Annotated in this window: 15 protein-coding genes; 2 read left to right on the top strand and 13 right to left on the bottom strand. The window is 47.9% G+C overall.

Annotated elements, in window-relative coordinates; translation table 11 throughout:
* Nucleotides 1-212: 212 nt before the first annotated feature.
* From ECHVI_RS20995 to ECHVI_RS21030, 8 genes are all read right to left on the bottom strand, one after another.
* A complete protein-coding gene (locus ECHVI_RS20995) occupies nt 213-1,820 on the bottom strand; it encodes a beta-N-acetylhexosaminidase (protein WP_015268027.1) in 1,608 nt (535 codons plus the stop codon).
* A 27-nt stretch (nt 1,821-1,847) separates the two neighbouring features.
* Nucleotides 1,848-3,008, bottom strand: a complete 1,161-nt coding sequence (locus ECHVI_RS21000) for an N-acetylglucosamine-6-phosphate deacetylase (RefSeq protein ID WP_015268028.1) — start codon at nt 3,006-3,008, stop codon at nt 1,848-1,850.
* A 1-nt stretch (nt 3,009) separates the two neighbouring features.
* Nucleotides 3,010-4,482 (bottom strand): sodium:solute symporter family protein, encoded by a 1,473-nt coding sequence (locus ECHVI_RS21005; RefSeq protein ID WP_015268029.1) that lies wholly within the window; start codon nt 4,480-4,482, stop codon nt 3,010-3,012.
* A gap of 1 nt (nt 4,483) precedes the next feature.
* Entirely contained in the window at nt 4,484-6,085 is a 1,602-nt protein-coding gene (locus ECHVI_RS21010) for a family 20 glycosylhydrolase (protein ID WP_015268030.1), read from the bottom strand.
* Nucleotides 6,086-6,112: 27 nt separating this feature from the next.
* Nucleotides 6,113-6,886 carry a 6-phosphogluconolactonase gene (locus ECHVI_RS21015; protein WP_015268031.1) on the bottom strand — a complete coding sequence of 258 codons (774 nt, stop codon included), beginning with the start codon at nt 6,884-6,886 and terminating at the stop codon, nt 6,113-6,115.
* 127 nt (nt 6,887-7,013) lie between these two features.
* Entirely contained in the window at nt 7,014-8,456 is a 1,443-nt protein-coding gene (locus ECHVI_RS21020; RefSeq protein WP_015268032.1) for a CBM96 family carbohydrate-binding protein, read from the bottom strand.
* 38 nt (nt 8,457-8,494) lie between these two features.
* Nucleotides 8,495-9,859 carry a RagB/SusD family nutrient uptake outer membrane protein gene (locus ECHVI_RS21025; protein ID WP_015268033.1) on the bottom strand — a complete coding sequence of 455 codons (1,365 nt, stop codon included), beginning with the start codon at nt 9,857-9,859 and terminating at the stop codon, nt 8,495-8,497.
* Between the two features lie 12 nt (nt 9,860-9,871).
* Complete coding sequence (locus ECHVI_RS21030) at nt 9,872-12,955, bottom strand: SusC/RagA family TonB-linked outer membrane protein (protein ID WP_015268034.1); 3,084 nt, start codon at nt 12,953-12,955, stop codon at nt 9,872-9,874.
* A gap of 217 nt (nt 12,956-13,172) precedes the next feature.
* Between ECHVI_RS21030 and ECHVI_RS21035 the strand changes: the two genes are divergently transcribed.
* Nucleotides 13,173-14,198 carry a LacI family DNA-binding transcriptional regulator gene (locus ECHVI_RS21035; protein ID WP_015268035.1) on the top strand — a complete coding sequence of 342 codons (1,026 nt, stop codon included), beginning with the start codon at nt 13,173-13,175 and terminating at the stop codon, nt 14,196-14,198.
* 1,411 nt (nt 14,199-15,609) lie between these two features.
* On the opposite strand, the gene ECHVI_RS21050 is transcribed toward ECHVI_RS21035, so the two are convergent.
* From ECHVI_RS21050 to ECHVI_RS21070, 5 genes are all read right to left on the bottom strand, one after another.
* Nucleotides 15,610-16,539 carry a DUF6528 family protein gene (locus ECHVI_RS21050; protein WP_015268037.1) on the bottom strand — a complete coding sequence of 310 codons (930 nt, stop codon included), beginning with the start codon at nt 16,537-16,539 and terminating at the stop codon, nt 15,610-15,612.
* Between the two features lie 18 nt (nt 16,540-16,557).
* Nucleotides 16,558-18,297, bottom strand: a complete 1,740-nt coding sequence (locus ECHVI_RS21055; RefSeq protein WP_015268038.1) for a RagB/SusD family nutrient uptake outer membrane protein — start codon at nt 18,295-18,297, stop codon at nt 16,558-16,560.
* Nucleotides 18,298-18,317: 20 nt separating this feature from the next.
* Nucleotides 18,318-21,836, bottom strand: a complete 3,519-nt coding sequence (locus ECHVI_RS21060) for a SusC/RagA family TonB-linked outer membrane protein (RefSeq protein WP_015268039.1) — start codon at nt 21,834-21,836, stop codon at nt 18,318-18,320.
* Between the two features lie 114 nt (nt 21,837-21,950).
* A complete protein-coding gene (locus ECHVI_RS21065; protein ID WP_015268040.1) occupies nt 21,951-22,922 on the bottom strand; it encodes a FecR family protein in 972 nt (323 codons plus the stop codon).
* A 90-nt stretch (nt 22,923-23,012) separates the two neighbouring features.
* The gene (locus ECHVI_RS21070; RefSeq protein ID WP_015268041.1) at nt 23,013-23,576 is read right to left on the bottom strand and encodes an RNA polymerase sigma factor; all 564 of its coding nucleotides are present in this window, start codon (nt 23,574-23,576) and stop codon (nt 23,013-23,015) included.
* Between the two features lie 208 nt (nt 23,577-23,784).
* Between ECHVI_RS21070 and ECHVI_RS21075 the strand changes: the two genes are divergently transcribed.
* Entirely contained in the window at nt 23,785-23,931 is a 147-nt protein-coding gene (locus ECHVI_RS21075) for a hypothetical protein (RefSeq protein WP_157501559.1), read from the top strand.
* Nucleotides 23,932-23,954: the final 23 nt, after the last annotated feature.

The following is a 23,954-nucleotide window of genomic DNA, read 5'->3' on the forward strand; positions in this document are numbered from 1 at the left end:
CATACTTTTCCAGTCCGGGACTGTCCATCATCCTTTCCGGTTCCGATTCCACCAGTTCGTTGATCTCCGCCTTGATCCGTTTATAGTTGTCCATTACCTCGGTTTCCCCCAGCTTCCTGCAGGCGGGAATATCCTGGTAGGCACTTTCTTCCTTTTTGTTTTCCGCATGGCCGTTTATGCCCTTGATCTATAAACCAAAGCAACCTTCATTTTCATTCTTCCAAATAATCGCCAAATACTATCCCATTTTGCCTAAACTGCATCGTTATTCCTTTTACGGCTTTAAGGAACCTGTCGTAATTTTTATTCTCGGGAAAAGACCAGCCGACCTCGGCATATGCCAATATACGGGGGAACGCCTGCCTGAGCATGTCAGCTTCGGTCCTGGTATATTCGGTCCACATCTGTGTGCCCAATCCTAAAATTTTGCCATGGTACGCTTCGGGCAAACCTGCCGGAACCGGATCAAATGCATAGGCCTTTGATAAGGGAAGCCTTTGGTAGGTATAGTCAAGATAGGTATCCCAATGGTTGCTGTTGACCACTTCATAACCATCTCTGGCCGCTGATTCCACCAGTCCCAGGTCTCCTTTCCAAAAATGGACAATAGATGATTTTTCCAGCGTCTGTTCCACCTTTTCGGTGGAACCACTTCGTTCATCGTGAATATCATGGCCCAATATATCGTTCCATCCCATCATCCTTTTGCCCTTTGAGGCAAGATAGGAAGAAATCTGATTGGTAAAATGAATCTGAAGGTCCATCGGGGTAGAAAGTCCGTTGGCACGCATATACCCCCTGATGGATTCGGAATCCATCCATGGATTATGGTTGACTTCATCCCCGCCAATATGAATGGCATCACCCGGAAACAGGGCTGCCACTTCATCCAATATATCCTTTAGAAACCGAACGACCCTTGGGTCTGTTACATTGAAAGAGTCTTCCATTTTCCCAAATGTAACCGGCACTTCCACGGTAGTTCCCAACGAACCGATCCATGGGTAGGCCGCTATCGCTGCCATGGCATGGCCTGGCATTTCTATTTCCGGAACGATCACGATATGGCGGTCTGCTGCATATCGGATGATTTCCCTGATCTCCTCTTGGGTATAATGGCCCGTTTGTGGTTCCCCTACCCTATCACTGCTTCCTCTAGCCAATTGGGTGTCTTTTCTTGTACCGCCCACTTCAGTAAGCTTGGGGTATTTTTTGATCTCTATGCGCCAGGCCTGGTCGTCTGTCAAATGCCAATGAAAAACGTTCATTTTCAGCATGGCCATGTGGTCCAGCATCTTCTTGACCACATCCATGCCCATGAAATTCCTGCAATCATCCAACATAAATGCCCTCCAGGAAAACCGTGGCCTATCGACAATTCTTGTATTGGCAACCTGGACATGGTCGGTTACCCCCTTGGAAAACTCCGGAGCCAACAATTGTTTCAGCGTCTGGACACCATAGAATATCCCTGTAGGAGTAGGGGCAACTATTTCAATGGATTGGTCAATCACCATGGAATATCCTTCATTACCCAGGGAATCCGCCAAATCCCCATTCAGACGTAGCTGGATACCACTTCCGTTTTCCATGATCGGAGATGCGGTTTGAAAATGTTCCTTCAGATAGTCCGACAGGAATCCGGCTTCTGTCCCCAGTCCATCTCCTGCGATAATCGGTACTCCTGCATTCAATTCCAAGGCACCTTCCAAGGCCACTATGCTCAATGGATAGGGGATGATCTGGGCTTCCAGGTCGGCATGGGCCATTACGGCTACCATCCAACCAAGGAGAAAACAAACTGATCTGGTATATTTCATGATCTAAATAATGCTTTGAAAACTGTACTATATTTCCGATGAATAAACTTGTCTCCCACTCTTGATGGCCCTGTGGATCACCATTTTATGGTCCTTGTATTCAAACAGGACCACATCCGCCCTGCTTCCTTTCTGGAAGGCCTTGATTTTCTTGCCCTTTGCCAAATAGGAAAGTGGCCTGATCGATGCCATGTCAATGGCCTGGGGAAGTGATGCGAGTTTTGCTCGGGCCAAATATTCCAGGCAGGATTTGAGTGAAGCTGCCGACCCTGCCAATAAATTGGGATTGTCCTGCATGCACAGCCTCCCCCCAGGGCTCAGCCTAACCGTTCCCCCTATGGGGCTTTGATAGCTGCCGGCCGGTTGGCCAGCAAACTTGGTGGAATCACTCACCAAGAAAGTTTTGTCGGGCTTTACGCGCATGAACACCTTCATGACCGCATCGGGCAAATGAAACCCATCTGATATCATACTTGTCCAGAGCCCATCCAAAGCCAGCTGATCCCAGATATAATTGGGATGTCTCGGCAAGGAAAGGTGGGCGGCATTCCCCAAATGCGTCGAAAGGTCCGCCCCTACCTCAACGGCCTTTCCAAGCTGGTCGGTCTTGGCCGCGGTATGCCCAATGGCTACGTGGATTTGCTCGGCCACACATTTTTTTATCACCTCGTTGGTTTGATCATGTTCGGGAGAAAGGGTGACCAACTTGATCTTTCCCTTCGCCACTTTTTGAAGACGGGAAACCAGTCCCCAGTTTGGTGCTTGCACATATTTAAGCGGATGCGCTCCCCGAGGCCCCGCATCCTTACTGATGAATGGGCCTTCCAAATGGATCCCTGCTATTGTTCTGGCTATCACCGGGTCCTGGCAGGCTTGTACTATCTTCTTGATGGCATCCGACAATGCTGCTTCACTGGCCGTGATCAACGTCGGAAAAAACGTCGTCACGCCATTTTCCCAAAGTCTCCGCGTACAGGATACCACTTCATCCACCGTAAGGCCGGGTTCGTTAAAATCCACTCCCTGAAATCCATTGACCTGTAGATCTACCAGTCCGGGAGCAATCATCAGGGAAGAGGAAATATGCTCTTGTTCTTCCATGCCAGTAATCCATTCCCCATCAAATGTCAGCCGGATAGGCCGTTGTGTTTGATAGTGGATGCCTTCGATATGTTCTATTTTCCCCATACTAATCCTGATTGCTTAATCCATCAATTAATTGGTCGACCTCGGGTGATATTTCTCCGGTTCCAAAGAGTCCTGTGACCACGAAGGTAAGGAAAGCGACCAAGGTAGGTGCTCCTATTTCCACGGCCAACGAGCCCACTGGGCAAATTTTAAGCAATACAAATGTGAAAAGCCCGGAAAAAACAGCAATCATGGCCGACATTGCGCCGCTCCTTTTAAATGCGGGCAGCAGACCCAAGATCATGGGAATCGCTATGGGCCCCAACAAGGCGGCAAACCATGAAATCATTAAACCGAAAACGCCCCCGAAATGGGCGGCATTGACAGCGATGACAATGGTCAATATGGTAAAGCACAACGTAGTGACACGTGCCAGGGTCAGGGCCTGGGCCTTGGAAAAGCGCTTGACCTGCGGAAACAGCACCGGTAAAATGTCCCTGCTTATAACCGCTGAAACCGTATTGGAATCCGAGGCCGTCATGGAAAGCGTGTTGGCAAACAGTGATGCCAACACCAATCCTATCAGTCCATTGGGAAGGAACTCCAACACCATTTTACCATAGGACAAAGTCGGGTCTACGAGGTTTTCAAAAAAAACCGGTGCAGCAAACATGGGATAAAACAGGACCAAGGGCCATATAAAATAAAGGACCGAAGAAAGCAAAGCGGCCTTTTTGGCCACTTTACCGGAGGTGGTGGATATAAACCGGGTTGCCAGGTTCCAGGTCCCACCACTATAGCTGAAAAAATTGATCATCAGCATTGCGGCCGCAAACCCAATGGTGTAGGGATCATGGAAGAATGCCCCATGCGATTCGGGAAGCCGGTCCCAGAGGGTGAAAATTCCCGAAATACCGTCACCCAATTTGAAGAGGACCATGACAAACATGGTAAGGCCCGCCAACAATTGAATGATAAACTGTCCAAAGTCATTCCATACATCGGCCCAGAGTCCCCCGATGGTGATATAGATCAAAGAGATAAAGCCCACCAGCAGTATCCCGAAAGTGATGGAAGTTCCACTAAAGACATTCAACAAAATCGCAATGGCGGCCAATTTTCCTCCCGTATCAAAAATTTTGATGACAGTACCTATCCAAGCGATCATCTGCTGGGTGGGAAGATTATAGCGGATCAACAAATACTCCGTGGGCGACTGGACCCCAAAGGTCACCCGCAACCTGGCCCATCTTGGCGCAATGTAAAAGGCAGCGACCAAAACGGCAATGGCCACGGTCAAAGCCCACCAGACATAAATGGTAAATCCATGGGTATAGGCTATCCCTGCATAGGCTACGAATACAGCCCCGCTATAGCCTGAAACATGGTGGGATATCCCAGAAAGCCACCAAGGAAGCCTCCCTCCTGCCGTATAGAAATCTTCCGAATTCCTTACCCGGAAATAAGCCCACAGCCCAATGGACAGCAGCATCACAAAATATAGTCCCAGTACGATCCAATCCAGCAGCTCCATGTTACTTTAACTTTGCCAATCGGTGGTACAAGACGTTCATTGGCAGCTCCCGTTGTCTGTTGAGCTCCGCTATTTCGGCATCATATAGAAAACCGGAATTCAGGTCGGCAAATTCTTTGCCCAGTACTTCGGAGCGATCCAGAACAGCTTCCATTTGCAGGATAAGGCTCGGGACAAGCGCCTGTGTGAACGCTGGCGAATTGTACACTTCATCCACTTCTTTATAGTCCAAATAGAGCATTCGCAATTTTGCCATTAGCTTAAAATGAAGGAATTCTTCCACATTCCGGCCAGGATCAAGCTGCAATACCGGATCGCTGACCTGTCTGTAATGTTGCTTGACCTCTTCCACATTTTTGCTCTTCACCGGTTTGGCGTCCGAGATCAGCTCCCGCTGAAAATTCAAAAACTCCCACAGCCGTAACGATTCCTGTCCGTCCAGACCAAATCTCTCCGAAGCATAATCCAACACAAATTCCCGGGGAGCAAATTCCTCGGGATGGGACAGGGCCGCAGCGTAGCTGGCTATCAAAATCCTGAACCCTGACATGGGATAGGTATTCCTGATCTGTACCATATTGGCAACATCGTAGCCTACGTCCCAGGTAAAACCATACAGTCCGGAAGTGGACCAGGAGGTCATGACCATTCCTTCATACCCGCTTTCTCTGGAAAAGGGAATAAAGTCCCGTTGATTGTTGAAATGGGTCCGCCAGTTGGTCATGTACCAATTGTCCGGATGACTGCGGATGGATGGTGCTCCCCAAAAGGCAAACCCTAACTCCTGCAGTTTGGATATATCCCCAAAATGGTTGGCCTTCCAGCCATAGTTCCAATCGACAAACACGGTTTCTTTGGGCAGCTCGGCAGCGGCCTCGGGATACTTCAGGATAATATCTGCCCACATCAATGGGGTTTTTCCATTTTCGATGACCAGGTTGGCGATCATTTTCATGTGGTCGACAAAAAGTTGGGATTTGCCGACCTCTTCCACCCTGGCACGACATAGATCACAGTGCCCCAGCAAGTACGTCTCATCTCCACCAATATGGATATAATCCGAATTATGGGTTTGGGCCAAATCTTCGAACAGGGACTGGAACAGGACTTCACTTTCTGCTATTTTCATGGGACATAGCTGGGAAATGTCCTTTCTGTCTTCTTTCAGCTCACTGTATCTTGGATTTCTTAATATGTATTCCACATGTCCCAGGCTTTGTTGCAAGGGAACGACCTGAATCCCCAATTGATCACAGTAGGCGATAAAATCATCGATTTCCTCACGACTGTATGAAAACTGGTTGGCAATGGTCAGGTGGTCCTTGAACGGATAGGTCGCCTCCCATTCCATCACGAGCGTATTCAATCCAAAATCCGCCATTTGCCTTGCAAAATCCTTCAACGCCTCGGGCGTCATCACTTGGACGCGAAGGTCCAAATGGAAGCCTTTCACATTAAAGTCGTCACCTTTCACAGCTTCCTTTACTTGGGGATATGCTGCGATGGACTGAATAAGGCACAGAAGGCATATCACCAGGCGATAGGCTGCTAATGGAGGAAGTACCTGCTTGTGGGGGGCTTTGCTTTTGGTGGGTGTTTCCAAGGGATCTTTTATTTTATTTAATTGAATTTATTTCGTTATTCTATAGGACCGTTCGTCGAGCTTCGCTACGGCCTCTTTGTTAAAATAGAACATGCAATTGGGATGGGTGGTCAGAATGGATGCGGGGCACTCCGTGCTGACAGGTTTGGTCAAGGTATCGCTGACCGCCTGGCTCTTATTTTCACCTAATACGACACATACCATCGCCTTTGCTGCCATTAGGGCGGGAATAGTGAGCGTAACCGCACTGGTCGGGACATCATCCAGATGGTCAAAACACTTGTCGTTTACCTGCTGGATCCTACATGCTTCATCCAATTCGACCACTTTAACCACCAGGGGGTCATCAAAGTCCGCCACCGGCGGGTCATTGAAAGCGATATGTCCATTCTCACCTATGCCCAGACAGACCAAGTCTATGGGGGCTTCGGCAATCAGGCGCCCATACCGAGAAAGTTCACCATCAATATCGCCATGTGTCCTGATCAAATTTACTTTTTTAAAGGGCAATTTGGAAAACAACATCTGCTCCAAATAGGATGCGAACAATTCCGGGGCACCTGCCCTGAGGCCAATGTATTCGTCCATATGGAAGGCGATCACTCTTTCCCACTTTATCTGGGTTGATTGCGCCAAATAAGATAGCATTCCCGTTTGGGAAGGGGCGGCCGCAAAAACGATTCTTACTTCTTCCTGGGCAGCCTGCAAGTTTACGATACATTGCTCTACTTCTTTCCCCGCGGCCGTTCCCGCCAGTTTTCGGTCGGAAAAGACATGGATGTCTTTTTGAAGGTCTATCATTTTTTTTTAAGAAAGCGGGCAGGACATCCCATCGTTGACCGGACAGGCTGCTCCTTACCCTCTATAAGTTAGTTAAAACGCTGTTAATACTATAATTTTTTGTTCCCTGAGGGAGTCGTGATTGTTTTCATTCGATACGGATGTCCACCTCGAAGGTGTCAAGTTTTGCTCCTGCCCTATCCCGAGCCGAAAGGACCAGCTGGTCTTCTGTCCCCTCTCCGTTGTGGATATAGACCAAGTTCATGACATTGATGTCATTTTGGGTGAACCGGTCGCCCGGTTTTAGGATGGTCGCTCCACTGACCAGCCAGCCTTCCTGGGCAGCTTCCTCCACGGTATAGATGATGTCATTGGCCGATGCCCCCGTTACTTCCAGCATCCCCGCGTCCAGGGCCACACTACCGCCCGATTCCACTGATATTCCCGTGTTGGTCTCCAGATCAAGCACACTGTTTCCTGTGGCAATGATGGCGATGATCATGGGGGCAGGCAATGTTTCGTGCTCCTTGGAGGCCAGATCATTGGTTTCGTCTCCTGTATCCTGGCCATCGATCATCAGGGAAAGTTTCCCCCTTTGCTCAAGGCCTCCGTAGAAATCCGTCAAATCGAAATTGAAGGAACTGACCTTAGCGGTGGTGATGGTGGCAATTGGCGGGTCGACCGGCATGGTGGCATTGTTCCAGTTCAGGCCCATCTCGGTCCAGGTGGTATCAGGTACCTGATAAAGGTTCATGTCCAGATTCTTTGCATGGGTAAAGGATACGCCCACTTCAAACCGGAGATCGGTGATGACGCCCTCTGAAGGCAGTTCCTTCAGATCGAACATGAGGTACGCCTTTCGGTCGTAATCCCCATCACCTGTCACGTTTTTAACTTTTAACAGATTGTCAGCGCCGAAATTCCTACTGGCTGCTGCTCCGCCATTTATATAGGTATCTGCCAATGGAAATATGGTATCCGTTTTCACCGAAGGATCCAGCTCGTCCAAATCGGTGGATGCTGCCGAAAAATAAACGATTTCGTTTACCACATGGATCACCCCGTTGGTAGGCTCAAGGTTTGAGGTGGAAATTTCCCATTGCTTGCTGGTCCCCTGATTGACCAGCCCCACGAAATTGGTGTTGTGGGAAAGGTACATCACCTGACCGCTTTCGGTGGTATATGGTATCGGCAAATTACTTTCGAACAATTCTGGATCGGTAAACAGCACCTTGTTGTCGACGATGTGGTACCTCAGGAGGTTCCTCAAGATCGGCACCGGCACATCTTCCAAACTTCCATAGGCATTTGCTTGGAGATATTCCCCAAAGGCCCTGTCGGTAGGGGCGATAAAGGTTTTGGTTTCGTCTGCGCGGTAGGCATCGGACAGTCCGGCCAGGGCAATGGCAGAACTGAGCATGGTAAATGATTCGTGGGATTGGAAATACTCTAATGCAGACACTCCCAGCTTACCGGTAATGCCCGCCGGCCGGTAATCAAAATCCTCTTGGACCGTGCAGCCATAAAACACCGCTCCGGTCAGGACGAGCGCAAGTATGGCTCCATTTATTTTTATCGATAAACTCTTCATTGCTATTGGTTTTACGTTGAAAATTAATGGCACTGGTTTTACTCATAAAACCCATTCTGGCCCAAATTCGGATTCCTGTTTATGGCGTCCTGGTGTATGGGCCAAACCAGGTTTTCCTCTTCGCTCAGGCCGTTGATCGGCCCCATGACCTCCATTGCCTTTCCTGTCCTCACCAGGTCGAACCACCGATGCCCCTCATAACACAGTTCGATCGAGCGCTCGTGCAAAATGGCGGACTCCAAATCCCCATAAAGGGTCTGTGCGGCCGTCAAGGTAAGGCTTTCCAGTCCCGCCCTGGTCCGAATGGTATTCAATAGGGACAGGGCTTCCTCGGCCTCTCCCAATTGGTTATGGGCTTCCGCTTTCAGCAAGATGATATCCGCCAACCTGACCATGACGATATTGTTCGCAGACGGATCGGGACTTTCGTCATTGAACCCCTCTCCAAAAAATTTCCAGATCTTTCGCGGTTGGGCAGCGGTCACATCGTAAATGAGCCGTTGCCTTTGGTCACCTTCCTCAAAGGAATCCCGAAAGGACTCACTGGGAAAGAAATTACTGTCCGATCCCAAGGCGTACAACACGCGCAGGGAATTGGTCTGCACTTCATTATAGCCTATTTCAAAAATGCTTTCATTGGAGTACCCTTGCGTAAAGATCTTTGACCAGTCACTGATGGATACCAAACGGTACAAGGAATTGTCCAGTACTTTTTCCGCCGCAGCAATCGCAGCGGCATAGTCTCCCCGCCACATGTACACCTGGACCAGTAAGGCATTGGCCCCTCCTTGGGTAATCAGGTTCCTGTCCCTTTCGCCCCCAAAACTTGCCCTGCAGTGTTCGGCTGCAAACAAGAGATCTTCTTCTACACTTTCCAGAACGGTCTCGGTGTCGGTACGGGTATTGAACAGGTCCTGCTGTACGCTTTCATAAGGTTCCAGAATCAAGGGCACATCTCCCCATACCCGCACGGCATAGAAATAGCACAAAGCCCTGAGGGCCCTGGCCTGCCCCAACAACTGTAACCCGAACTCTTCCCCTTCCTCAAAAACAGGCGGGATGTATTTTATGGCATAGTTGGCCCTGCTAATGGTCCTGTAAAGGTTGTCCCATCGTGCCGAGTTCAGCGTGGGGTTCAGGTTGTTTTCCTGTAGCAGAAAGGGATCCCCGGACTGGTTGGTGCTTACCGCATCCGCCCTCCCTTCTCCCCACAGGGAAAAGTTCAAGGAGAAAGCGGACTGTGCCGCATCGTATATGCCATAGACCCCGGATTGCGCGTCACTCGAAGTCTTATAAAATCCCTGGGCGGAAAAGCTGCTGACCGGGTCTTTGTCCAACATGTCCGAACATGAGAAGAAAACGAGCGCCAGCATTGTCATAAAGGTATTCGTGCTAATTTTCATAAGTTTTTTCATTTACAGTCCAATTGATAGGCCTACGATCACCGTTCTACTTTGGGGATATGATCCCTCGTCCACTCCTATTCTCAGTCCGCTGTACGAACTGACATCAGGATCAAAACCGGTATAGTTGGTCCATGTGACCAGGTTGGTGCCCGTCACATAGGCATCCAACCGGGACAGTCCAATACGGTTGACCAATTCCAGCGGCAAGGAGTAGCGCAGGTTCACGTTCTTCAATTTAATGTAAGAGCCATCCTCTACCCATCTGCTCTGTATCCTGCTGTCACTCTGCAGCGGATCGTCCTGTACAGGTTTTGGAAAATCGGTAATGTCCCCTTGTTCCCTCCACCGGTCAAGTGCAGCGGTGGACAGGTTGTTGTATCGTACAATGGAATTACGCTGGTGGTTGATCTCGCTGTAGATCTCCCCTCCATAGGAAAATTGAAACATAAAGCTCAGGCTGAAGTTTTTATAGGAAAGGTCATTGGTGATCCCACCGAAAAAATCCGGTGTGGCATTGCCGATGACCTGTCTGTCATTTTGATCGATCACATTATCCCCGTTGAGGTCATGCCAGATGGGATCCCCTCCTTCGAATACGGGTCCCTGGGATCCATTGGTGACACCATTGATATTGTCTTCATCCCTGGCATAAACCCCATCAAATCGCCACCCGTAAAACGTACCGATCGGATATCCTTCCTGAAGGATATGGAAATTTCCGTTTTGGATAAAACCATTGGTCAACAGCTCCTCGGGCAATTCCTTGACGATGTTGGTGTTTTTACTGATGTTGAGACTTGTACTCCAGGTGAAATGCCGGGTGGCAACATTGTGTGTATTGAGCAGCACTTCGATTCCCTTGTTCCGGATCTTTCCGATATTTTGGGTGATGTACCCAAAGCCCGTTTCCCTTGGAATGGGCACATTATAGAGCAGGTCCTTGGTGTCCTTGATGTATGCATCTACGGTCAGGCCAAGCCTTCCCTGCCAAAAGGCCAGGTCCATTCCCGCATTATACTGGGTAGTGGTTTCCCATGACAATCCCGAATTGGGCATCACTGTAGGCGCGGCCCCGGAATAATCCAGGTAGTTGGCCCCCACCATAAACTCTCCTTGCGAGGTGTAGTTCCCAATCGCCTCGTTACCTGTCTGGCCCGCGCTAAAGCGCAATTTGCCATCATCAAGCACTCCCGCACCGTTCAAAAACGGTTCATCGGAAAACCTCCATCCCACAGACGCCGAAGGAAAGAACCCAAAACGATTGTCCCTTCCAAACCTGGAGGAACCATCTGCCCTCAGATTGGCTTCGAAAAGGTACCTCCGTTCATAATCGTAGGACACCCTTCCAAAGTAGGAAAGCAGGGAATGTGATGTGGCTATGTTCACCTCTTGGTTTGAAATGGTCCCGGCCCCGTTCAGGGTCCGGATATCATCACTTGGAAAAAACATCCCGTCCAATCCTGTGCGCTCATAGTCCCAGTCCTGGTAACTGAAGCCCAAAAGACCACCCAGATTGTGCTTTCCATCGACTTGCTTTTGATAGGTCAGTATATTTTCATTGGACCAGGTCAGGTTATTGGTGGAACGGACCGAGCCCGTATTGTACCCCTCCCTATAATCCAGGGTCGAGGGAATGAAGGTATCCTCTTTCATGGAAAGGAAGTCCACGTTGACGGAGGTCCTGAACTTCAGGCCTTCGGCCAATTTGTATTCGAGGTATTGGCCGGCAATGATGCGGTTGCTCTTGTTGAGATTTGTAGAAAGCTCTGCAAGCCCCACTGGGTTCCGTTTGCCAAACTGGTACCCGTTGAGGGAACCATCGGGCAGGTACATCGAATATGACGGAGGGCGGATCAGCAATTCCCTGATGATGCTAAGGTTTCCGGTGCCCGCCGCATTGATCCTGTTGTTCACGCCATTTGAATAGGATATACTTTGCCCTACCGTAAGGCGATCGGTCACATTGAAGTCCACGTTGAGCCGGGAAGTGATCCTGCGGTAGTTCGAATTGAGGACGATACCGTCTTGGTCCAAAAACGAGGAACTCCAAGCATACCTTACATTTTCGGATCCTCCCTGCACGGACAGGTCCACACTGGTCTGGACGGCTTTTCTGAGCAGTTCACGCTGCCAATCCACATCTCCATTATTGGTAGAGCTCAAGGAATCGACAACAGCAAAAATAGGTTCCCGTCCATCATCGGAATTGGCGTAGGAATCCAGCACGGCACTTCTGTATTGGCTCGCATTGAGCACGTCCAGCTTTCTGGTGATCTGGCTTACCCCTGAATGTACGTTCAAGTTAATTTGTGCCTTTCCATCCTTTCCCCTTTTTGTGGTGATCAACACGACCCCATTGGCCGCCCTGGAACCGTATATGGCCGTTGAGGAAGCATCCTTCAATATTTCAATTGACTCGATATCCGCTGGATTAATGGCCGCCAATGGATTGAGGCCAAAATTTTCGGATCCGTTCAATGACGAGGTCACGTTCGTTTCGATCGGAACACCATCAACTACATACAGGGGATTATTTCCTGCATTCAGCGAGGAGTTACCGCGAATATTGATGGTCATTCCTCCCCCAGGTGCCCCTGAATTGGAGGTCACCTGGACTCCGGCCGCCCTTCCCTGTAAAAGCGATATGGGATCCTGCACGTTTGTTTTGCGAACCTCTTCGCTTCCTACCGAGGCAATGGCCCCTGTCAAGTTCCTTTTTTCCTGGACACCATACCCGACGATGACCACCTCGTCCAGATCACTTGTGTTCGAGACAAGCTCCACATCAATTACGGACCGACTGCCGATGGGGATTTCCTTCATGGAATATCCCAAATAAGAGAACATCAACACATCTTCGGTAGAGACATCCTGAATGGAATAGGCCCCGTCCAAATCGGTTACCACCCCTTTGGAAGTTCCTTTTACCAAAACGGACACCCCGACCAGAGGATCTCCACTTTCTCCGTCCTTTACGACTCCTGTCACGTTTTTCCCTTGCGCAAACAAACTAAAAGACCAAACCATATTTAATAGAATCACCAATGCTGAAAACCATGATTTGGCCTTTACATACCTGTTAAAATGCCCCATAGAATTTGGATTAAAATGTTATCAGAAGAATTTTCATAATCGTATTATCCAAATGTAAACCCAATGCAAATTAATAGCAAACGTTTGCATATATTTTTCATAAAAATTTCAAAAAATCAAAGGGAGATTACTGATTCCCGAATTGTATCCCTACTGAAATGTTGGGGAAGGGTTCTAAAATTATTCTTATATTGCAAACGTTTGCCGAAAGTTTTCCATGAACAAGAAAAGAATTACCTTAAAGGATCTGTCCAAAGAGCTGGACCTGGCCGTTTCGACCATTTCACGGGCCTTGGACGACCACCCGGGCATAAGTCCGGAAACAAAGGAAAGGGTCAGGTCAAAAGCCGAAGAACTGGGCTTTACCCGTAACTCCATTGCATCGAGTTTCAGAAAAAGCAAAACACATACGATCGGGGTAATCGTGCCGCAAATCGACATTCACTTCCATTCTCTGGTCATCAGCGGAATTGAGGAACATGCCCATAAGTCGGGCTACAACGTAACGATCTTCCAAAGCAGGAATTCCTTTAAACGCGAAAAGAGAATTACCGACACCCTGCAGAACAATATGTTTTCAGGTGTGATCATTTGCCAGGGAGCAGAAACAAGGGGCATAGACCATTTCAGGAAACTCAAAAAGATGAAGATGCCAATGGTATTTTATGACCGGGTTCCCACGGGATTTGAAGCCAACAAGGTCATCATCAATGATTTTGAATCCTCCATGCGGGCCACGGAACATTTGATCGAAAATGGATGTCAAAAAATAGCCCATATTGGCGGGCCCCAGACAACGGGAATATTCAAATCCCGCTATGAAGGTTATAGGAAAGCACTGGAAAACCACCGGTTGGAGATTTCCTCCGATCTTGTCCACTTTACCAAAGGGCTTACCTATGATGAAGGCCTATCAGCCGCCAAGGAACTCCTTTCCCACCGTGTCAAGCCAGATGGGATTTTTTGTTCCAACGATTACACGGCGGTCAGTGCCATCCAGGTATTTCAAAAAAACGGCTTCAAGGTCCCTGACCAGGTGGCCGTCGTCGGTTTCAGCAATTATCCCATTTCCAAGATCATAGAGCCCAACCTTTCGACGGTAAACGACCGGGCATTCGAAATGGGCCTGGCAGCGGCCAAACTTCTTATCAGACAAATCGAAGAAGATGGGAACGATTTGATCGAATCGGAAATTGTCACCCTAAAGACCGAACTGATCATCAGGGAATCCAGTTCAAAGTAATCGCGGCAGTTTTTTATACGACCAGACCTGCTGTTGGGCGACCGTCAATCCTAACAGCCATGTCAATATATTCCCCTATACCTTCACAGCTTGAAAATCCATGAAAGAAACATGCTTTGCACCTACCCTTTCATGGTATTGAGGCATTCTCTTTTAACCTACTAGAACCAAACCAACAATCTTCCTTTTGATTATAGGTTCCCCAAAAGACCTTCAACCCTTGGTTTTCAACAAGAATTTCAACCTGTTGACTACGTCTTATTGGGCAACAAACATTTAGCCCCGCCCAAACCTTTGCCCCCAATGACCATCCTCCGCAATTGTCCCCACAACATGGACCAGCGTTCCGCCTGACATTGCCATAGGTATTCCTTCCGACTATCGTCCTGTCCCCTGTTGCGGTGCATTCGATATGAAGAAAACCATTTTTCTTGATAATGGCCATGGTGAAATCCCAATGCAATTTTAAGGATATGTTAAATTCCGTGCAGAAGTTAAATTTTAACATTTCCGGAGCGGGAAAGCCCATATGTTTGTCCAACATCTATTGATCCCCTTACTTCCGATCAAGAATTTCGGATGTCAATGCATTCGTTTAACACCATAATCAACAAGCTATATGAATTTATTGCGAGTACACACGTTCGTCTTTCTGCTGCTGCTTGCCTTCTCCTGCAAACCAAAACAGGCAGCCCAAACGGCCGGGATCTGTTTACCCTGGGCCTTTGGGCAAGCCTGTTTGTCCATCTTTGATCGAGTTTTACTGAAAAATCATAGGATTTAAACGTAACATTATTGGGACCTGGATGTGCAGAGTTGTTTGCAAGGATAGCCCTATCCGATCACCAAGTGGCATCTACACCAAAACAGCCTTAGTTGTTGCGTGCCCATTTATTTCATAGGCAATACCGCGGTCTTGGGCAGTAAAACACTTACGAGCAAGCCGATTGCTTATGACCATTTGCAGATGGTTTTTCGTTAATCAACGTGTTTGTTTCATTGATCCTTCGCTGTTTCAAATTCAGGTGTTCATCACCATACATGCGTGTGTGCAATGCGACAATAAAAATGGTCGCTTGCGACTCACAGGAAATAAAGCCTCCATATTTCCACCCGAATTTTCCGATCCCCTCCACGGCCAGAGGTATTACTGCCCGATCTGCGGCGTCCCCCACCTCCAAACCAACCGAAAAGAACCACTAACGGGGCAAGTATTTTTCATGGGGCACCGAAAGACATGCCCCATGAATTCAACCCATTGTTCGGTTCCACCCTACAATTCACGATAAAACCATTTTTGACCTGACAGCTCTCTTGATGGGTTTTTCCTATGCGCATCCCTTGGATAATGAACTGTCAGGCCGGGACACCATCAAATTGCGGTTTCTGTTGGGCAGCTAACGAGAACCCCTTATAAAGGTGTTTGATCCTTCCAATAGACCCGCGACTTATATATTTTCACACTTTCGTCCGTGAGTGTATCCGCTGGGTTGGCAAAATAAACATGATGGGTCCACCAACTTACTTCCCCCTTGGTATAGACCAGTTCCTTGGTCCCGGAATGGTAATTGATGGATTTCACATGGCCTACGTTCTCCAGTTGGTCGAATGGGCCAAACTTGTTGGTTTGCAAGTTAAATTCCCAAACACTATTGGTCGTTGAAAAAAGCAGCTTTTGGTCCTTTGTCAGATAGAGGTCATGTCCGCTTTCATCGGGTATTTCCCAAAAGGCTTTCATTTCCAGTTTCGGGGTGGTACTATCCCACTCTTTCAGTTTGTATTCCCGGAGCTCACCATACCCCAACGCAAATAAACTTTCCCGGTCTTCTACCCATACCACACCATGTCCGGAATATAGACTATCGGAATAGAGCACCTTGTTTGGTTTTAGGGCATCAAATAATTGGATGGCATTGCCTCCGCTGGCGGTGGACAGGGCCACGGCGATCCTTCCTTCAGGGAGGTATTCGGCAGAATGGGCATTGGGCACATGGGCATAGAACAAGGTATTGCCAGTTGACCTTTCTATCAATGCTGCCCCACCACCTGAAGAGGTGACCAATAGCCGGTTGTCCCCCACGGGTTTGCACTCATCGTTGGTTTTAAAATAACCGACATACCCCGGAGGCATGCCATTGGAATTGGCGGCACTCCACTCCCATTCTTTTTGATAACCTCCGTCAGTTGGATGGAATATAAGGACTTTGTCATCTCCACAGACAATCAACTCCCTTACGGAAGAATCCGGACGGATGTGGTTATGTTCGTTGTCAGCCCTACTTACACAAGCGGCAACCGTTGTAGCGGCCAAAAATACCAAAATCAATACGTTCGTTTTCATATATCCATTAGTTAAATCCTACCATCCAGGATTTTGTTCCAGTTCTGGGTTGAGGGTAAGTTCTTCCGTGGGAATTGGTTTTAGGTACTCATGATCTTCAAACCCGGGGAGTATGGCGTTATACGGAACTATACGTCCTTGATTATCCTCACTTAGCCCATGGATTTCGGACATTCTGAAATACTGCACCCCTTCGATCTGGTCGGCAGGTGGAGTTTCATCATATTCCAGGACATAGAGATTGGGATTGCCATCACCATTTAGATCAATGTACTCTTCGAGCCCCTTCACATAGATACCTTCGTATTTTTCCCTAAACAAATGACCTTCCTTCCAACGTTTTAAGTCATCAGTCCGAAACCCTTCGAAGGCCAGCTCAACCCGTCTTTCCCTTCTTATTTCCAAAACCAAGGGATCAGAAGTATGATCGTACATCCTGTCCAAAAAGCCGTCGACTTCCACGGGGAGGCTCAAGTGTGGCATCCCTACCCTTTCCCTGATGGGATTTATGGTCTGGTCTATCCCCTGTTGACCGAGCTCGCCAAGTTCTGCTTTGGCCTCGGCATAGTTGAGCAATACCTCTGCATACCTAAAAATAATCACATCACGATAACCACCCCCCTGATCTTCAATGGGGGGTCCTACCCGTTTATGGACCATATAACCTGTTACATTTTGGGAAAAGTCGGAAACAGCTTCCTTTTCAGTACCTACCCGCACATACCCCGGGGAGACCAGTGTTTGGGAAAGCCTCGGATCGCGGTTCCGGAACTCGTTGAAATAGGACATCGTATCCCGCTTTTGGGCCTGAGGGTAGGCCTGTTGGAAAGTCCTTCCATCCTTCATCAGGTAGGTACCTACCAAGTCACGTGTGGCACCAAAATTACCGTTTGAAGTGGAAGTGAACAGCGGAGTATAATAAAAAGTCTGGGTGTCCGAGGAACGCGCCAAGATCACCTCTTCGGTATGGGCATCCTTTGGCTGGAAGAGCTCAAAATAATCGGTGTCGGCATTTCCGGTTTGGAATAAGGAATAGATAGCTGCATCCATGATGGACCTGCTGGCTTCGGCGGCTTCTTCCAGAAATTCATCGCTTTCCGAAAGGGCCGCTTCTGTATGGTATTTTCTCCAGGTCCCCTCATATAGGCATATCCGGGATTTTAGCGCCAGGGCGGTCCATTTGGATATACGGTTTTTAAAGGTTTCTGCTGGAAGGTGTGCTATGGCATAATCCAGGTCTTTCCTTACCGAATCCATTACCAGTATTCTTGAATCCCTTGGCTTGTACAGGTCTTCATCATTGGTGTCCAACACCTTTCCATACCACGGCACGTCTCCAAACTGCCTGACCTTGTCATAGTAGAACCAAGCCCTGAAAAACCTGGCCAGTGCCAGGCTCCTGCTTTTTACATTTCCTTCAAGATCGGCATGGCTCACATTTTCAATAAAATAGTTGATGTCCCGAAGCTGTCCCCAGCTCCACCCTCCGCTTCCAAGGGAGGTGGGAATGGAATAAATTCCCCTTCTTATGGCAGGGGGATTGCCGATGTGTTCACTGTTGTCACTGGAAAAGTCCTCGGTAATCAGGTCTCGGTCGATATAACCGTAGAACCCATTGGAATATGTTTCCACGCTGCTTTCGTTGTTCCAGAAATCCTCGGTTTCTCCCAGTTCGGTACCGGGCGTCAGTTCAAGAAAATCATTGTTGCATCCCATTAAACTGACAACTGCTCCTACTAGCAATATTATGTTTTTCATCTTTTTGTACGGTTTTGTTGTTAGAGTTTTACCTGAAGGCCAAATGAGAATACCCTTTGGATGGGATATGCGGTTCCCAGCCCTACCCTGCTTTCATTGGCATCTGGATCCTTGGTCAATCCTTCCGGATCCAAACTGAAGTGCAGGGCTGTTGTTTCCCAAAGGTTCTGACCTGAAAAGTACACCCTGACATGACTGATCTTGATCCTTTCGGTCAAGGAAGAAGGAATGGTATAGCCCACCGTCAGGTTTTTGAGCCTTAGGAAGGACGCATCCTGAAGGTACTTGGTCTGGGGTACGCCAAGGTCATTATTTCCCAAGGCCAGGTATCCTTGTGGTCTGGGAAAATAGGCATCAGGATTATCCGGTGTCCAACGCTCGTCCACGGTATGCTGTAGCATCACTTGGTACTTTCTGTTGTACGGACCCCAAAAATTCACGGCTTCTGCCCCTGGATAGATGTCCCTTTTGCCTACGCCACGGAAAAATACGTTAAGGTCAATACCTTTCCAGGCGCCGTTAAGGGTAATCCCATATTGGTACCTGGGGGTGGTATTACCGATTTTTCTATAATCCCCTGGATTCTCCAAGGTGCGTTCTCCAAAATTGATCACTCCATCACCGTTTATGTCCTGAAATTTGATCGTTCCGGCTGCAGCGTACGCTTTGTAGGAATTGGTCTCCAGCAGGGCCCCGTTCTGGGCTTCTTCATCTGTCTGAAAATATCCTTCGGTGGTCAAGCCCCAAATTTCCCCCAATTGCTGTCCCCGATAATAGTCGGCCAAGTAATTGGTCGGATTATAATAGTCGGTGATTTCGGAATGATAATCCGATATGTTAAACCTTACGCCATAGCTAAAGGGGTTCCTGCCGACTTTCCTCGTGTCATTCCACGCAAGGTTCAGCTCCCATCCTTGGGTCTTGAGCGATGCAATATTTTCCTTGGGAACGGTAGCTCCGAACACAGAAGGGAGGGACCTGAAATTGGCCAGCATATTATCGGTATTGCGCTGGTAAACGTCAAGGGTGGTCGTAAGCCTATTCCTAAAGAAAGTGGCGTCCAGACCAAAATTCAACGTTTCAACGGTTTCCCAAGTAAAATTGGCCGATTTTGGGTTCGGGGACGAAGTATAGTTGACCCGCTCTCCCTCCAGCGTATAAGCCGATTGGCTTACGCCCATGATGGGGATATAGTCATAGGAGCCAATATTGGCATTCCCTATGGAGCCATAGGAAACCCTAAGCTTAACGTTATTGACCGTGGAGCGGATGTTGTCAAAGAACGATTCCTCTGAGATCCGCCAAGCACCAGAACCTGCAATGAATGCATGGCCCCTGTTTTCTTTGGCAAACTTTGAAGATAGAAAGTAGCTGCCGTTAATTTCCAATAAGTACTTTCCGTTCCAATTATAGTTTATCCTTGTAAACACACTGCGGCTGGCGTTCTTGTCATCGTCATCGCTGACATTGGCCACTCCGGATGCCAGGTTCAGCGAGTGCTGGGGAACCTGGAGGGGATACTCCCGGTCGGCATAGGAATAGAGATAGTTATAGCTTTCTTGGTTGTACCCGGCCATTACCGTCAGGTTATGGAGGCCATAGGAAGTGTCATAGGTTCCATAGGCATTGATATTGTTACGAATGGTCCTCCATCTGCTCCGATAGATCTTGGATGGCCCGGCATCGGCATAATAGTCGAGCACAATGTTTCTATTGTTGAATGAATTGGAAAGGTATGGGCCCGTATTGTCCCACCAGCGTAATTTTTCCGTGTTGGTAAACTGATAGGTACCATCGACATGTAGCTTTAATTTACCGCCAAGGATTTTCCAGTCTACTCCGATGGTTGACTTGGTATCGTGCATGGCCTGTTCGATGCCGGATTGATTTTCTACAAACTCCCTATAAAAGCCGATATCGGTAGGGACCATTTCCCCGTCAATTTCCACATACTCAGGCATCATGGGGTTGGAGTTTTCTATGAAGCGCCATACATTCGAGGTAAACCCGTAAAGGTATTGGTTGGGGTGTTCTTCATCCCTTTTGACCAAACTTGTACTGTTAAACACCGAAAGGTTTTCGGTTACGTTGTAAGTAATGTTCGACCTAAGGGTGTAACGGTTGATCTTTTCCGGCTTGAAGCTGAGTGCTCCCTCTTCATGGTTAAAGTCGCCCGAAAGGTAATATTGGAACTTCTTGTCCTTGCCGCCCACACTGAAGCGGTGGTTTTGTTTTGGCGTAAGGTCCCTGAACCACAGGTCATAATAATTGTACACTTGTCCACCCAAGAGCAAGTTGGGCCTACCGCCTATGTCTTCCACTGTAGCATGGGGAAGGGAGGGATCAGCGGCCACTTGCTCGGGATACGCTATTTGGGCATCGGTAAAATAATTATGGCCAATATTGGCATTGAATTCATTTTCATTGATACTAAGGTAGTCCAAAGGGTTATCGTACAGTTCGGGAACCCTTGTCGGTTTGCTGAAACCAAAATAATTGTCATACCTCACCGACATCGCCTCATTCCCCCTTTTGGTGGTCACCAGGATCACACCAAAAGAAGCGCGTGCACCGTAAATGGCCGTGGAAGCGGCATCTTTGAGCACGGAAATTTCTTCAATATCATGGGGGGATATATTGTTGAGATCGTTGGTCGTCTGCGGTACCCCGTCTATTACGATAAGTGGCCCACCACCATTGATAGAAGTACTTCCTCGGATATTGAAACCCGCTGCCCTTCCCGGTTTGCCATCGGCAATGTCGACATACACGCCGGGCAATTGTCCCAACAGGGCTTCCCCTATGGTATTGACCTGCAGTGCGGAAAGTGACTTTCCTCCAATATTGTCCACTGCCCCGCTAAGGTTGGCTTTCTTCTGTTCTCCATAACCCACTACCACTACCTCTTCCAGAACTCCTTCTTTTGGGGAAAGCGATATGGTAAACTGGTTCTGGTTGCCTATCTCGATGGTCTTTGGCTCATAGCCCAAAAATGAAACGCGGAGACGTCTAGCCTTTCCGTCCACGGTCAACTCAAAGCGTCCTTCCAGGTCGGTGACAGTCCCTTTGGAACCTCCTTCTACAATGATGGTCCCCCCCACAATAGGCTCGTCAGTTTCCGCATCGATGACCTTTCCCTTCAGGGTGCGGTCTTCTTCTACGGGTTTTCTGCTTTTGTCCTGGGTATTTACAGCGGTGACAAAAATGCTTTCGTCTATTCTTCTGAACTGAAAATCGCATTGTTCGGTGATTTTCTTCAGGACGGTCCTTAGATCGGCATCCAGTTTCAAGGTAATTTTTTGTTGGCTTTGAATCAGCTTTTGGTTGTAGGCAAACCTAAAGTCGGTCTGGTGTTCCAGTCCAGATAAGACCTCTACTAGGGAAGCCTTGTGGGCATCTACCCTAACATGGTAATCTTCCAGTCCCTGACTATTGGAAGGATTGGCCAACAGGGCCTGTAAGCAGACCAGTTGAATCAAAAATACCCTAAAAGTGTGCTTGGTTAGAATCACGATTCGTTTACGTAAATAAATTTTCATAATTTTAGGTGTTTATTTCAATAAAATGATTGGGAATAACTTCCCGGTTGTTGGCTGGATTGTTGCCGCAATCCAGCCTTTTTTTGGTCAATTTTGTTTTACATAGGCATTTGGTTACTTTTTACATCCGTGGTAATCAATGACAATACTTCCATCCTTTTGGATCCTGTAGTCAAAATCCACCAGTAATTGGAGTTGGCCGAGTAAGTGCTCAATACCGTTGTTTTTACAGATAGCCCTGATCTGGCAATGGTCATTTTGAAAATTTTCCAGTATTATTTCTGTGTGATAAAATTGGCCCAACAGTCTTATGGCATCTTTAAAAGACACCTTGTCAAATTCTATATACTCTTTTTTCCAATCAAGGACCTGCCCTGCATCTGCCCGTTGCTTATTTAATGAGCCGGACGATCGGTTAAAAACAACCGCTTCATCAGGTAACAGGATTGCCTTCATTTCAGGCTTCGCGGTTTGGCTTACCTGAACTTTGCCTGAAACGACCGTGACCATTTCCGTTTGGGATTCATGTGCATTGATGTTAAAGCTGGTCCCCAGCACCTTGGTACTCAAGGAGGCTGTTTCCACTATAAAAGGCTTTTGAACGTCCCTTGTTACCTCAAAAAAAGCTTCGCCTTCCAACGTTACCTTACGATGTTCTCCATAAAACTGCTCAGGAAAGGTAATGGCTGAACCTACATTCAAATGGACCTTCGTACCATCGCTAAGGGTGATCGTCGCACGCTGGCTGGCTGTAGTGCGCTTGGTGATCAGCTCGGCTTTAGGAAGTAAGGTAACGTACTTTCCTGCCAAAAAACCTCCTAGAATAACCAGGGCCAGTACCGCCGCAACTTTGACAAGGGGCTTCAACCTAATAAAAGGTCTATTTCTTTTGCCCAAAGTCATTTTCGAAGCCAGGTTATGCTCTAATCTCCCCTTGACATCCTCCGCGAGACGGTCATTCCATTGAAGGGGCTTTTGGCTGAAGTATATCTTTTTGTAGGCTTGGCGAATGGCCTCTTCCTCCTCTGGTGTTGTTTTTCCCTTGGCCTGTTGTTCAAGTAGTCTTTCAAATTCTCCTTTGTTCATGCTGCTCGTTTTTACACTTCTTTAGTAGCATGAAGCGGCCTGACTACCTGCCCGAAAACGAGAATTTAACAGTTTGGTAACCTGGGATGGCTACAGGTAAAATACCGTTAATACCAGCACATCATAAAGTTGTAATTTAGCCTTAAGGATCTTTTTGGCTTTGTGAAGGTGCCCTTCAACAGTACGGGGGGAAATGTTGAGATTGGAAGCGATTTCCTTGGCGGTATAACCTTCCTCCTTTTGTAGGCAATAGATCTCTTTACATTTTGGGGGAAGCGTGTCTATACTAATTTCTACAAACCTGTTCACCTCTTCCAGTTCCAGCGGATCGTAAGTCGGCACCTGCACTTCGTATATGCCCTCAATGGTATCCCAGTCCAACTCCCACTTTTGGTTTCTGATCACCGAAGACACCTGGTATTTTACTGCAGAATAAAGATAGCTCTTTATATGAGCAACGTCTTTTAGGGGGGCCTTCTCCCATAGGGAAAGAAAAATTTCCTGGACTATATCCTCTGACTGCTCGACATTCTGGAGCATTCGAAAAGTGAACCCAAACAACTTCTTCCAATAACGGTCAAACAGTTCTTGGAAGGCGGAATGGTCTGAGTCTTTTATTCTTTCATAGAGTTTTTGATCAGTTAATTCCTTCATTGATGTGGGTTTTAGCATTCCAAATCAAAGGGAAATTCCTTTAAATAGCACTTTTATCCTGTTAAGCAATGTTTAAGTTTTTGGCCGAGGACGGTACTTTTCCGGCGGTGTGGTTTCCTTGTGCCGATCGGTGTTCGGAAAAACCTTCACGGGAAGACCAGAAATCGAAGGATGGATTGCAGCGGCAAATAAGAAATACAATACCGTTATGAAGCCTTTGGAATATAAGGAAATGGGCAACGGAGCAGTGCTGACCACGGAAAACTCCGGAACGTTCCCCGGGAGTCCCATTATCCTGAAATACCACCTTACCCTAAAAGACGGCCTCATCATGTCCCTGAAGATTACAGTATAGTGGGAAATTGTCCGAAGCGACAA

This window comes from Echinicola vietnamensis DSM 17526 (assembly GCF_000325705.1).
GTDB lineage: Bacteria > Bacteroidota > Bacteroidia > Cytophagales > Cyclobacteriaceae > Echinicola > Echinicola vietnamensis.